Genomic DNA, 13,499 nt, shown 5'->3' with positions numbered 1-13,499 from the left:
GGTCTCGGTTTCGGTGAGGGCGGCGGCCTTGGTCTCGGCGCCGGACTTCACCTCGGCCAGAGCCTTGTCGAGGGCTGCAATCCGGTCGGTTGCGGTCTTGAGCCTGGTCTCGGTTTCGGTGAGGGCGGCGGCCTTGGTCTCGGCGCCGGACTTCACCTCGGCCAGCGCCTTGTCGAGGGCTGCAATCCGGTCGGTTGCGGTCTTGAGCCTGGTCTCGGTTTCGGTGAGGGCGGCGGCCTTGGTCTCGGCACCGGACTTCACCTCAGCCAGCGCCTTGTCGAGGGTGGCGATCCGGTCTGTCGCGGTCTTGAGCTTGGTCTCGGTTTCGGTGAGGGCGGCGGCCTTGGTCTCGGCACCGGACTTCACCTCAGCCAGCGCCTTGTCGAGGGTGGCGATCCGGTCGGTTGCGGTCTTGAGCCGGGCTTCAGTCTCTGTGAGGGCGGTGGCCTTGGTCTCGGCGCTGGTCCTGGTTTCGGCCAGCGCCTTGTCGAGGGTGGCGATCCGGTCGGTCGCGGTCCTGTGGCGGGCTTCCGATTCGTCCAGGGCGGCGGTGGCCTGCGCAAGGGTGTCTGTCAGATCCGCGATCCGGGCCTCGGCCCGGGTCAGGGCGCGGGCGCTATGGTCCAGCCGCAGATGCAGGACCGGCCAGTCGGGATCCGCCGTGTCGCGCTGTGTCAGAAGGAATCCCTCGGCTGTCAGCCAGGCCTCGATCTTGGCCCGGTCCGCAGCGCCTTCGAACAGCGCTTCTTCGGCACAATGCAGTTCCAGGAGGTCGATCCGCTCCAGCGCACCAGCGCCTTTCCAGGCCTCCAGCAGCGCCAGCTCCTGCCCCGGTGTCTCGATCACAAGCAGCAGGGGCTGGTCGGCCGGGCCCAGTTCGCCCAGCAGGCGCGCAGGCGACAGAAGGTCGACCTCCTGCCGCCCCTCCTGCCGCAGGCCGGGATAAAGCGCGCTCAGCCCCGGGCCGGGGCGGGTCAGGCTGTTCAGCTCGGGCAGCGACATCACCGACAGCTGGCCGCGCCCGTCCTCGGCCCCGGCCGCGGCGGCAAGGACACGAACCCCGGCCATGCCGGCGGTCCGGCGTTGCAGGCCTGCGGCCATTCCGGCCTCGGGCTCAACCAGAAGGATAGAGGTCGCGCCCGTTGCCCGGAACGCCTCCAGCCGGTCTCCGCGCCGGGCCCCCAGATGAAGGATCGTGCGGGGGAGGGCGGTTTCGGAACTGGGGGCAGGCATGGGACACTCTGTATTTTGAAGAAAACCGTCTCCTGCGGAAACGGTCGAAAAGAGGTTCGGGAGACCATAAGGACAGGGCAAAGCCGGGTCCATGGGATTTTTCGCGCGGGCTCTTGGCCTGTGACCCGGCTGCGCTTATCACGGGGCAGTGCCGTTCAGCCGCAGGAGCCTGCCATGATCCTTTCCGTCTTTCCCGATCTTGCGGGGGCCTCTGTCTTCATCACCGGCGGCGGTTCCGGCATCGGGGCAGCGCTGACCGAGGGGTTTCTGCGCCAGGGCGCGCGGGTGGCCTTCGTGCAACGCTCGGATGCGACGGACTTCTGCGACCGCATGGCGGAGGAAACCGGCAACCGGCCGCTGTTCCTGCCCTGTGACATCACCGATATTCCGGCGCTCCAGGGCGCCATCGCGCGGGCGGCAGAGGCGCATGGGCCGGTCACCGTTCTGGTGAACAATGCCGCCAATGACCAGCGCCACAGCGCCGCCGAGGTGACCGAGGCCTTCTGGGAACGCGCCATGGCCATCAACCTGAAATGCTATTTCTTCGCGGCCCAGGCGGTTGCGGCGGGCATGAAGGCGGCCGGGGGCGGGTCGATCATCAATTTCTCCTCCATCAGCTACATGATGGGGAATGCGGGCTATCCGCTCTATACGACTGCCAATTCGGGCATCAACGGCATGACCCGCAGCCTCGCGCGCGAATTCGGCCCGGATCGCATCCGGGTGAATGCGCTGGCGCCGGGCTGGGTGCTGACGCAGAAGCAGAAGGACCTCTGGGTCACGCCCGAGGGGCTGGCGGCGCATCTGGAGCGGCAATGCCTGCCCGATCCGCTGGAGCCTGCCGATATCGTGGGGGGCTGTCTGTTCCTTGCCTCCGCCGCCGCGCGGGCGATGACGGGGCAGGCGCTGGTCATTGACGGCGGCGTCGTGGTGACCGGCTGATCCCGCCGGGCCGTATCACGGGACAATATAAGGGAGGCCCGCATGATCTTCGACAACCGCCCCTGTGATCTGGGCGAGGGGCCGCTGTGGCATCCGCTGCGCGAACAGCTGTTCTGGTTCGACATCACCGGCCGCAGGCTGCTGACTCAGGCCGGGGGCCAGGCGCAGGACTGGACCTTCCCCGAAATGGTTTCGGCGGCGGGCTGGGTCAGCCGGGACGAACTGCTGATCGCGGGCCAGCACGGGCTGTTCCTGTTCGATCTCGGCAACGGGCAGCGCCAGCCGCTGGTCGCGCTGGAGGCGGACAATCCGGTGACACGGTCCAACGATGGCCGCGCCGATCCGCAGGGCGGGTTCTGGATCGGCACGATGGGGCGCAATGCCGAACCGGGGGCGGGGTCGGTCTGGCGCTACTGGCGGGGCGAGATGCGGCGGATGTTCACCGGCCTGACCATCCCGAACGCGATCTGCTTCGCGCCTGACGGGCGCAGCGCCTGTTTCACCGATACGGTGACCGGCCGGGTGCTGCGGGTGGCGCTGGATGCGCAGGGCTGGCCCGTCGGGCAGCCCGTTGCCTGGCTGGACCTGACCGCCGAGGGGCTGAACCCCGATGGCGCGGTGATCGACGCTGACGGGGTGATGTGGCTGGCGGAATGGGGGGCGGCGCGTGTCGCGGCCTATGATCCGCAGGGCGAACGGCTGCGGGTGGTGAACTTCGACGCGCCGCATACCTCCTGCCCGGCCTTCGGCGGCCCGGATCTGGGCACGCTGTTCTGCACCAGCGCCCTGCAGGGCATGGATGCGGCGGCGCGGGCGGCCTTCCCTGCCGCGGGCATGGTCTTTGCCGCTGCCTCGGGCACCCGTGGCCAGCGCGAATACCGGGTCGAGATCGGGGCAGCCGCGCCCTGAGGCGCGGCGGTTGCGCATGATCGCCATGCGTGGCTGCCGGGCGGCGTGACCGGCAAAAGAGGTTTGTGATGGCACCCAAATTCGGAACCAGCGGCCTGCGCGGCCTTGTCAGCGAACTGACCCCCGGTCTGGTCACCGATTATGTCCGGGCCTTTGTCACCGCCTGTCCTGCCGGAACGGCGCTCTGGGTCGGGCGCGACCTGCGGCCCTCCTCGCCCGCGTTGGCGGCAACGGTGCTGGAGGCCGCGCGCGGCATGGGGCTGGAGACGGTCGATTGCGGGGCTGTGCCCACGCCCGCGCTGGCGCTGGCCGCGATGAAGGCCGGAGCTTCGGCGGTCATGGTGACGGGGAGCCATATTCCCGCGGACCGCAACGGTCTGAAATTCTATCTGCCGGGCGGCGAAATCACCAAGGCCGATGAAACCGCGATCCTCGGGGCGCTTGGCGCCGGACCGGCGGCGATGCCCGGCCCGCAGCCCCGGCCTTGCACCACGGCCGGAAGCGCCTGGGTGGCGCGCTATGTCACCGCTTTCGGTCCGGGGGCGCTGGCCGGGCTGCGGATCGGGGTCTGGAGCCATTCGGCCGTCAGCCGCGACCTTCTGCTGGCGGCGCTGTCGGCGCTTGGGGCCGAGGGGCTGGATCTGGGGCGGTCGGATCTGTTCATCCCGGTCGATACCGAGGCGGTCGCGCCGGAGGCGCGGGCGGCCCTGCGGGTCTGGGCCCGGGATGCGGCCCTTGATGCGGTGATTTCCACCGATGGTGACGGCGACCGGCCCCTGCTGGCCGATGCCGGGGGGCGCCTGATCCCCGGTGATGTGCTGGGACAGATCACGGCGGCGGTGCTGGGGGCCGAAACCGTGGTGACCCCTGTCAGTTCCAACACCGGGGTCGACGCCGGCGGACGCTTCCGTCAGGTGATCCGCACAAGGATCGGCTCGCCCCATGTCATCGCCGGGATGGCGGCGGCGGGTGGCCGTGTTGTGGGCTATGAGGCGAATGGCGGCTTCCTTCTGGGGTTTGCCGCGCAGGGGCCTGCGGGACCCCTGCCGCCGCTGGCCACCCGCGACAGCCTCCTGCCACTGGTCGCAGTGCTGAGCCGTGCGCGCCTGGCCGGGGGGCTGGCCGCGCTGGTCGCGGCAGAGCCCGCGCGGTTCACCGCCGCCGACCGGCTGGAGGAGGTGCCGCCCGAGGCTGCCCGCGCGCTTCTGGCCGGGTTCGGGACAGATCCGGCACAGCTGGAAGCACTGCTCGGCACCTTGGGGGAAAGCTGCATCGCGACCGACCGGACCGATGGCCTGCGCCTCACGCTGGCCTCCGGCCGCGTGGTCCATATGCGCCCGTCGGGCAATGCCCCGGAATTTCGCCTTTATGTCGAAGCCGAAAGCCCGGAGAGGGCGGAAGGGCTGCTGCGTCAGGGTCTTGACCGGCTGTCGCATCTGCTGCGCGACCTCTCCTCCGGCGCCGGGTGACCTGACTAGGATTGCGGCTTGCCGTGACCACGGTGTTGGCGTTGATGATAGGTTGGGTCGCCTCTCCTGACCGCGCTTATGCGCCATAGCGATCCAGACAGGATCAGACGTAACCCGCTATGAAGAATACTCGATCATCGGCGATGCCTTCGCGAAACAGGTCTTTCAACTGTATGAAGCGATAGCAGAATGGGTATGACTGCAGTAATGCCGCGAGGGGGACAGCCCTCAATCCCACGCAGGCGTCGCCCGTTCAGCTGCACGGTAATCCTCCCCATGGTTAAGGGGCTGCATAAGTAGAATTTTCTCGTAGCGTGAGCTGAGGAGATTCGAATGAGAAAGAGCCGTTTCACCGAGCCGCAGATCATGGCTGTGCTTCGTCAGGCCGAGAGCGGGGTGGCCGTGCCTGAACTTTGCCGTGAGCATGGGATCAGCACGGCGAGCTTCTACAAGTGGCGATCGAAGTATGGCGGCATGGATGTCGAGCCATGGGAACGCCACTGGTCCGAGTGACCATGGCGACGGATGATGAGCCAGATGAAGTCTCTTGAAGACGAGAACCGGCGGTTGAAGCGCATGTTTGCGGACCTGAGCATGCAGGCCGAGTTGCTCAAGGAAGCCCTTGGAAAAAAATGACGCGGCCAGCTCAACGCCGCGAGCTGGCCGAGAAGGCAGTGGCGACGAAGGGGGTCAGCATCGCGCTGGCCTGCCGGGCCTTTGGTGTCAGCAAGACCTGTTTTCGCTACAGCCCGAAGCGCGATGCTGAGAATGAGTTCATCGCAGACCTGCTGGAAGGGCTGACCAAGGCGCACCGGACCTGGGGTTTTGGATTGTGCTTCCTGCACATGCGCAACGTACAGGGGCACCCGTGGAACCATAAGCGCGTCCATAGGATCTACTGCGAGCTGGAACTGAACCTGCGGATCAAGCCCCGCCGGAGGATCAAGCGCGACAAACCCGATGAACTCAGCGTCCCTGAGGCACCGAACACAGTCTGGTCGATGGACTTCATGGCTGATCGCTTGTCCGATGGCCGCCAGTTCCGGCTTCTGAACGTGTTGGACGACTTTAACCGTGAGGGCCTGGGCATCGAGGTCGACTTCTCGCTCCCGGCCGAGCGGGTCGTCCGGTCGCTGAACCAGATCATTGAATGGCGCGGGAAGCCCTTGGCGATCAGGGTCGACAATGGCCCGGAATACATCAGTTCCACGCTGATGATCTGGGCCGAGAAGCAGGGCATTGCCCTCAACCACATCCAGCCCGGAAAGCCCCGGCAGAATGCTTACGTCGAGCGATACAACAGAACGGTCCGGCATGAATGGCTGGACCTCTACATCTTTGAAACCATCGAGGAGGCGCAGGAGATCGCAACCGACTGGCTATGGACTTACAACAATGAGCGCCCCAACATGGGCATAGGCGGCATCACACCCGCCCAGAAACTGAAGATGGCTGCCTGAAGTCTACTGCTGCACCCCGTTAAAACGGGGAGGATTACCGCACGATCTCGACCGGGGCGTGCGTGACCGTTATCTCGACGGGCAGGAAATCGATCTCCTCGCAAGGCTTTCGCCCCGTCCACGCCAACCTTCGCGAGAATTGATCGCTCCTCCGTATCGGACCAGCACTGCCGCCGATCAATCCCCGTCAAAATCTCTTGCGGCATGATCCCATCCCTCACAGGTGACGTCGCTAACGACATAAATAACGACAGGTGGCTAGACCAAAAGACAAACCCTCAGAAGGCGGTCTCAACCAAGTGGAACTGCCGGGGTGCCCTGCCTGCAAAGAGCCGGTTGTCGAGCAGACAGGTCCAGAGCCGGGTGGTCTGTGTCCCTCTGGAACGATCCCCAAAGTGGCGCCCCATAGCTCTTGTCCAGAAAAAGCTCCGCCAGATACAACCTGTCCCGTCCGGGGGCCTATGACGAGCATAACGTATCATGCGACATTTAATTTAGAGAAATCCAGAACCTGAAGGAAGTGCATACGCACGGAGTTTTCGGTTGGTAGCGCATTTAAGGCATCTTCAACTTGCGCCTCAAGCTCAATTAATCTCAAATGGCCGGTTGAGATATCAAGTAAAATGCATGTCGCCATGTCACGCAGAAAGACTTCCATATCGCCTCTCCTGCTAATGCTCAGGAAATTCTTCTGAACCACATTGCTCTCCAGATGGTCTTGATTTTGTCGAAGGACAATTGTGTTAGATGCAATGAAATCAGCAATTCCCGCTGGATTTGCTCCATTTTGCCCTATCGCGCAATGAGTTTTGAGGAATTTTCTTGCTGAATGCCGAATCTGTTCTCCCATCTCTATTTCGGATTTGTGCTGAAGGGAATTTTTTATCCGAGTAAGGGATTCTTGAAGATCTGCCTCGCTATGACATATTTCGAAGGCTCCCTCAGGGTTGGTAAACTTGTCAACTTCCTCTAAGCCAGGATTGAAGTATATGGCTGGCTTCCCCATTGCTAATGCTTCGATGATGGCGCTACTAAAGCGGCTAATCAGGACGGAAGAATCCCTTAATGCCGCATACATATTTTTAGGCGATACGGTGAATGCCGAAAGATCTCCTGTGTCTTGCGGATGCTTGCTGATAACCACATCAAAACCGGCGCTTCTTGCAGATTTTTGGGCCAAGTTTAGAAAGTCCATCTGATGGCTTTCCAGAACCCCATATGTGAAGTTTGAGTTCAGGAGAGCTACGTGTGCCTTGGGGTAACTGACGGCATTGTCTAGTAGGTCAAGTACTCTAGGTACTCCACCAATATGAACCTTTTTGTGCTGGGTGGGGGAGAAATAGCGTAGATCGTGCTCTCCTGCTGCAATCAAATACTGAACGTTTTGATAAGGAGTGCGATGTCTGCCAGTGTCCTTGTCCCAAAAGTCCTGAATTCCTTCGACAATGCCAAAAGTTGATCGCCCAGCGGCGTTATCATGAGTAATTGTGGGAAGGGCACATTTTAAGTCCCAATCGTTCATAAATACGGATGCGGAATAAGATACTGTCCCATTCTTTATTTCCTCGTAGCTGACGACGAGGAATGAACTTAGGTCAAAATTTTCGTAGGCCTTCTCATCTGCATACGCATCTGTCATGTCTACAAATGCACACGATAAGCCGATATTTTGTAATGCATGTGCGACCGGCACCATCGTGATCGTATGGTATCCCTTATGTGGAAAAAATAGAACGTCGCAGTGTTTCATCCGCAAGGGGCGTTGCCTGAATGAATTAACTATGAGCTTATTTTCTGATCTTTCCTGGGAGAAAAATTCAACAAATGGTCCATAGGATTTTTTGTGCAGAGGAATAAAGTCTATCTTGTCAGATAGAATCATTTTGGATGCTGAATATAGCAAGTCTAACAGGTAAGATTGGAGTTGAGGTGATGCACTTGATTCTTTGATGCGCCGTAGTAACCCGTTGAGGTACATGATGCAATGTGTGGTAAAGTTGCGTTTGATGTGCTCATAGCTTTTGTGGCTTTTTAGGTAATCCTCCATTTCTGTTAGGGCGTGAAGAATATTAATTATATGTCGAGCGCTTATGGAGTGACTTTCTGAATTTCCACGCATTCTCCACACATAGCCTTTCTTTGAGCTGTGTGAGATATTTTTTGCTTTTGCATAAATGCGTGGTAAGACGAATATATCTTCATGGTACGTATTTACAGGAAATAGAATAGAATTCTCAATGATTAGCTTCTTCTTGAAAATGGATGCGCATGCCATACCGAACATACGTCCACCATATATATATGACAGTCTTTCACTGTGTGGTAGTTTTCCCAACGAATCATATCTGTCCTTCCTGTCGGTAACTTCCTTACCTGTTGTTTCGTCTACCTTGGTGAAGTTGGATAGGACTACACACGCATTTTCATGTTTGGCTATAGAGATGAGGTTTGAAAAATAGTCTTTGGTGACATAATCATCACTGTCAAGAAAACCTATGTATTCACCTCGAGCATAAAGTACCGCGCGATTTCGCGAAAATCCCACGCCACGATTGTTATGGGAGTAGTACCTCCAGTTCTGGTTTCGTTCTAGGAACGGATCAATAATTTCTGTTGGGTTGTCGGTGGATCCATCATCCATGATTATAACCTCGAAATCTGTTAGTATTTGATTTTCAAGGCTTTCAAGATTTTCACGGATGTACCTTGCGTTATTGTACAAGGTTATAATAACTGACAGGGTTGGATGTTTGCTCATGATTAGAGGCCACCTTTTATCTAATTTGGATTGCTTTCTCGCCAATTCCAAGAACTGGCGCACATGGCGTCTGTACCCAACTCCGCGCTCCAGCCCAGAGGTCGTTTTGCCTTGCTTGGGGCCGTATCGCAAGTGGCGATATTGCCGAGGCGCCAAGACTGTCACGTCAGCCTGCTAGGGCGCCAGACTGCTGGGGTGTATAGTTGCTAGTAATCCTTGACATTCGTGCGGACACCCGGACCGATGTTGACTGCCTGTACTTGCACGCTTGGGAGACGGGATCGGAGGCCAAAGCTGCCATCGGCCAATGGATCATCTTCTATAATCACTACTGGTCCCACGCCGCCCATGGCGGACAGCCGCCCGCCGTGGTCTACTTCAACCAGATCGAAACCCACCAGCGGGGCAGAGAGTAGCTTAAGTCAGCCAGAAATCTGCCCGACGATCAGGAGTAGGTCACGTACGAGATGCAGCACCATTCGAGCTTCGTGGATGAAGAGCTTGCGCGAATATCGATTGCCGTGTTCCGATATCCCGATCAGCATGGCCTTGCCACCTGTTGTGACCTCCCGTTGCCGTAGAGCTGACAGATACAGTTACTGAAAAATGATCAGAACGTGACCGAAGACTAGCAAGCGTTGCCTCGCCTGCGGCTTTCGCGGGCAGGATCGAAGGGAAATTCCCGTGCAGGAAATTGAGCCAGAAGCGAGGTAGGGCAGTCGTTTCTGCTGCCTTTTCTACACACCTGACGCAGCAAGTTGCATGTAACTGAAATCGCTACGTTTTTCAGGGATTTTCGCGGATTTTGTCCACGGTAAAAATAGTTCATGATTTCAATCACTTAAAGATTTATTGGCACAGCGTGGCAGAAAGCGTGGCACATCGTGCCACCCCTCTTGCCGGGACGAAAGTAAGCGGTCGCTGGCCCCCACTGGCGGCTTAGCTTGACGGGTTGAAGTTCCACGGCAGCAGGTCGTCGATGTTGCTTTGCGGATGGCCTTTGGCGATCGCCGTGAGGGTAGCCTTGAGGTAAGCGAAGGGCTCTACGCCGTTGATCTTGCAGGTTCCGATCAGCGAGGCGATGCGGCCCCATTCTCGCCCGCGCGGCCGGGAGCGTAGAAGTAGACCATGCCGGGCGGGTCCTCGCCGCCCCAGGGCCGGTCATCGCGGGCCAGCGCCCAGAGGTATCCGGTCTTTGTCGTCCCGCGCCCGGGATCCAGCACCGGGGCGGTGGTCTCATCCATGAACAGCTTGCCCGACCGTTTCAGGTGATCGGCCAGCCTGTCCACCACAGGCTGGGTCGCATACTTCTGCGCGTTCATCCCGTAGTAGCCATTCAGATACGGAAGTTCGTCGTCTTCGAAGGCGTTCCGCCTGATCTCACGAGAGACGGTCGAACGATGCCTGCCGATCTCGGCGGCGATCCTGCTGACAGGCTGTTTTTCTTCCAGCATCTTCTGGATCGAGATCCCCTCACGCAGATCCAGCTCTCGGTAGCTCATATCCGTTCTCCTTGCTTTCCTGCAAGATAGGGGATCTGTCGCAACCCAGTTTAGAATGTGCCCACGAGATACCAGCTACTCAGATAATCTATATTATGTTTTGTAATTCCCGTAGTCTCGTGCAACGGGTACCGTTTCGGTGCTCCTCCAGCCTGCAGAATCCTTGCTGGGGCCGTGGCAGCGAAGTGGCCATTCACAGCCAAAAATCGCAGGGGCGGTTGATTTTTCCCGCCCGAAGGCGCAGTGCTGTCCCCGGACAGCCAGCCTTCGGATCAGACACATGCCCGCATATCGTTCCCGCACCACTACCCATGGCCGCAACATGGCAGGGGCCCGTGGCCTCTGGCGTGCGACCGGCGTGAAGGACAGCGATTTCGGCAAGCCGATCATCGCCATCGTCAACAGCTTCACCCAGTTCGTGCCGGGCCACGTGCATCTGAAAGACCTTGGCCAGATGGTCGCGCGCGAGGTCGAGGCGGCGGGCGGCATCGCCAAGGAATTCAACACCATCGCGGTGGATGACGGTATCGCCATGGGTCATGACGGGATGCTCTATTCCCTGCCCTCGCGCGAGCTGATCGCCGACAGCGTGGAATATATGGTCAATGCCCATTGCGCCGATGCGATGGTCTGCATCTCCAACTGCGACAAGATCACCCCCGGCATGCTGATGGCCGCCATGCGGCTGAACATCCCCGCGATCTTCGTCTCGGGCGGGCCGATGGAGGCGGGCAAGGTCCAGATGGGCGACGGGCGGGTGCTGAAGCTCGACCTGATTGACGCCATGGTGGCAGCGGCCAATGACAAGGTTTCGGACGAGGATCTGGCGGCTATCGAACAGGGCGCCTGCCCGACCTGCGGCTCGTGTTCCGGCATGTTCACCGCCAATTCGATGAACTGTCTGGCCGAGGCGCTGGGTCTGGCGCTGCCGGGCAATGGCTCGACCCTTGCCACCCATGCCTTCCGCAAGGGGCTGTTCCTTGAGGCCGGGCGCCGGTCTGTCGAACTGGCCCGCCGCTGGTATGAGGAAGAGGATGCCTCTGTGCTGCCGCGCACGATTGCCAGCAAGGCTGCTTTCGACAATGCGATGTCGCTGGATATTGCCATGGGCGGCTCGACCAATACCGTGCTGCACCTTCTGGCCATCGCGCAGGAAGGTGGGGTGGATTTCGGCATGGATGACATCGACCGGCTGTCGCGCAAGGTGCCGTGCCTGTGCAAGGTCGCGCCGAATATCGCCAATATCCATATGGAGGACGTGCACCGCGCCGGGGGCATCATGGCCATTCTGGGCGAGCTGGACCGCGGCGGGCTGATCGTGCGCGACTGCCCCACCGTCCATGCCCCGACCATCGGTGCCGCCATCGATCAGTGGGACATCGCCAAGTCGAACAATCCCGAGGCGCGCAAGCTTTACCTCGCCGCGCCGGGCGGCGTGCCGACGCAGGTGGCCTTTAGCCAGGCCTCGGAATGGCCGGATCTGGATCTGGACCGCACGCAGGGCGTGATCCGCTCCACCGAGGCGCCGTTCTCCAAGGATGGCGGGCTTGCGGTGCTGAAGGGAAATATCGCGCTGGACGGCTGCATCGTGAAAACCGCCGGGGTGGATGAATCCATCCTGAAATTCACCGGCAAGGCTGTGGTCTTTGAAAGCCAGGATGCGGCGGTCTACGGCATCCTGAACGGCAAGGTCACGGCGGGTGATGTGGTGGTGATCCGCTACGAGGGGCCGAAAGGCGGCCCCGGCATGCAGGAGATGCTGTATCCGACCAGCTATCTGAAATCGAAGGGTCTGGGCAAAGCCTGTGCGCTGATCACCGATGGCCGCTTCTCGGGCGGCACCTCGGGCCTGTCGATCGGCCATGCCTCGCCCGAGGCGGCGGCGGGCGGCACCATCGGCCTCGTGCAGGATGGCGACCGGATCGAGATCGACATTCCGAACCGCACCATCCATCTGGCGGTGCCGGAGGCGGAACTGGCGACCCGCCGCGCCGCGCAGGAGGCAAAGGGCTGGAAACCGGCGGAACCCCGCAAACGGCAGGTGTCCACCGCGCTGAAAGTCTATGCGCAATTCGCGTCTTCCGCCGACAAGGGGGCCGTGCGCGTCCTGCCGGAGTGATCCGGCATGGATGAGGGATATGCCTTCTGCTCAAGGAACCGGCAAAGGCAGATCAGGCCGCGTGCCTTCTGCCAGAATGACCGGATGTCCGCCCATACTTCGGGGCGGGCATTGAACCGCGCGGCATCAGGCAATAAGATTTCCGCTGTAACCGCCTGGGGGCGGCTCATTGCGATTCATGTTTCATGCATTATCGGACAGGACATTCCATGACAAAGAAAGTGACCAAGGCGGTATTTCCGGTTGCGGGTCTCGGGACCCGTTTTCTGCCTGCGACGAAGTCGATCCCGAAAGAGATCATGACGCTGGTGGACCGTCCGCTGATCCAGTACGCGATCGACGAGGCGCGGGCGGCGGGGATCAAGGAGTTCATCTTCGTGACCTCGCGCGGCAAGTCGGCGCTGGAGGATTACTTCGACCACGCGCCGGAACTGGAAAGCGCGCTGCGCAAGAAGGGCAAGGATGACCTGCTGGAGGTCCTGAAGGACACCAACATGGATTCGGGTGCCATCGCCTATGTGCGGCAGAACCGGCCGATGGGGCTGGGCCATGCCGTCTGGTGCGCCCGCCGCCTGATCGGCAACGAGCCCTTCGCGGTGCTGCTGCCCGATGACGTGATCGCGGCCGAGAAATCCTGCCTGGCGCAGATGGTGGAGGCCTACGAACAGACCGGCGGCAACATGGTCGCCGCGATGGAAGTGCCGCCGCCCAAGGCCTCGGCCTATGGCGTGCTCGACATCGCCGAGGACATGGGCACCATCGTCCGGGCCAAAGGCATGGTGGAGAAGCCGAAGGCGGAAGAGGCGCCGTCGAACCTTGCGGTCATCGGCCGCTACATCCTGTCGCCGAAGGTGCTGACCAACCTGAACCGGATGAAACAGGGCGCGGGCGGCGAGATCCAGCTGACCGATGCCATCGCCGAAGAGATTGGCGAGGGCGGCTCGGGCGTCTACGGCTACCGCTTCCGGGGCCAGCGCTACGACTGCGGCTCGAAAGCCGGGTTCCTGCAGGCCACCGTCGCCTTCGGCATGGCCCGCGACGACCTCCGCGACGAATTCTCCGCCTACCTCCACGACACCCTGGCCCAACAGAAAGCCGCGCAGTAAC

6 protein-coding genes and 5 pseudogenes are annotated in these 13,499 nt (G+C 60.7%); 6 read left to right on the top strand and 5 right to left on the bottom strand.

All coding sequences use genetic code 11. The features are described 5' to 3' along the window. A pseudogene (locus AO684_RS14035) lies at positions 1-1,233 on the bottom strand (hypothetical protein); the annotation flags it as partial. Positions 1,234-1,407: 174 nt separating this feature from the next. Between AO684_RS14035 and AO684_RS14030 the strand changes: the two are divergent. From AO684_RS14030 to AO684_RS14010, 4 genes and pseudogenes are all read left to right on the top strand, one after another. Next, a complete protein-coding gene (locus AO684_RS14030) occupies positions 1,408-2,175 on the top strand; it encodes an SDR family NAD(P)-dependent oxidoreductase (protein ID WP_054303367.1) in 768 nt (255 codons plus the stop codon). Positions 2,176-2,217: 42 nt separating this feature from the next. Beyond that, a complete protein-coding gene (locus tag AO684_RS14025) occupies positions 2,218-3,084 on the top strand; it encodes an SMP-30/gluconolactonase/LRE family protein (RefSeq protein WP_054303366.1) in 867 nt (288 codons plus the stop codon). A 68-nt stretch (positions 3,085-3,152) separates the two neighbouring features. Then, a complete protein-coding gene (locus tag AO684_RS14020; RefSeq protein WP_054303365.1) occupies positions 3,153-4,553 on the top strand; it encodes a phosphomannomutase in 1,401 nt (466 codons plus the stop codon). A 333-nt stretch (positions 4,554-4,886) separates the two neighbouring features. Continuing rightward, a pseudogene (locus AO684_RS14010) lies at positions 4,887-6,013 on the top strand (IS3 family transposase). 478 nt (positions 6,014-6,491) lie between these two features. Here the strand turns inward: AO684_RS14010 and AO684_RS21375 are convergent. The 4 genes and pseudogenes from AO684_RS21375 to AO684_RS22615 all read right to left on the bottom strand — a co-directional run. Further along, positions 6,492-8,771, bottom strand: coding sequence for a glycosyltransferase (locus AO684_RS21375; protein ID WP_082401012.1), 2,280 nt, complete (start codon positions 8,769-8,771; stop codon positions 6,492-6,494). 939 nt (positions 8,772-9,710) lie between these two features. Next, positions 9,711-9,863: pseudogene (locus AO684_RS22345) on the bottom strand (transposase domain-containing protein); the annotation flags it as partial. Further along, positions 9,860-10,078 (bottom strand): annotated as a pseudogene (locus AO684_RS22340) (transposase); the annotation flags it as partial. The pseudogenes AO684_RS22345 and AO684_RS22340, both read right to left, overlap by 4 nt. 72 nt (positions 10,079-10,150) lie before the next feature. Next, positions 10,151-10,273, bottom strand: a pseudogene (locus AO684_RS22615) (helix-turn-helix domain-containing protein); the annotation flags it as partial. A gap of 280 nt (positions 10,274-10,553) precedes the next feature. Here AO684_RS22615 and ilvD point away from each other — a divergent pair. Together ilvD and galU are read left to right on the top strand one after the other, a co-directional pair. Further along, the gene (gene ilvD, locus AO684_RS13990) at positions 10,554-12,392 is read left to right on the top strand and encodes a dihydroxy-acid dehydratase (protein ID WP_054303361.1); all 1,839 of its coding nucleotides are present in this window, start codon (positions 10,554-10,556) and stop codon (positions 12,390-12,392) included. Positions 12,393-12,601: 209 nt separating this feature from the next. Beyond that, positions 12,602-13,498 (top strand): UTP--glucose-1-phosphate uridylyltransferase GalU, encoded by an 897-nt coding sequence (galU, locus tag AO684_RS13985; protein WP_054303360.1) that lies wholly within the window; start codon positions 12,602-12,604, stop codon positions 13,496-13,498. Position 13,499: the final 1 nt, after the last annotated feature.

Source organism: Gemmobacter sp. LW-1 (genome assembly GCF_001303875.1).
GTDB classification, from domain to species: Bacteria; Pseudomonadota; Alphaproteobacteria; order Rhodobacterales; family Rhodobacteraceae; genus Gemmobacter; species Gemmobacter caeni.
The sequence above is the reverse complement of the archived record's forward strand: the minus strand, read 5'-3'. Positions and strand labels throughout refer to the sequence as shown.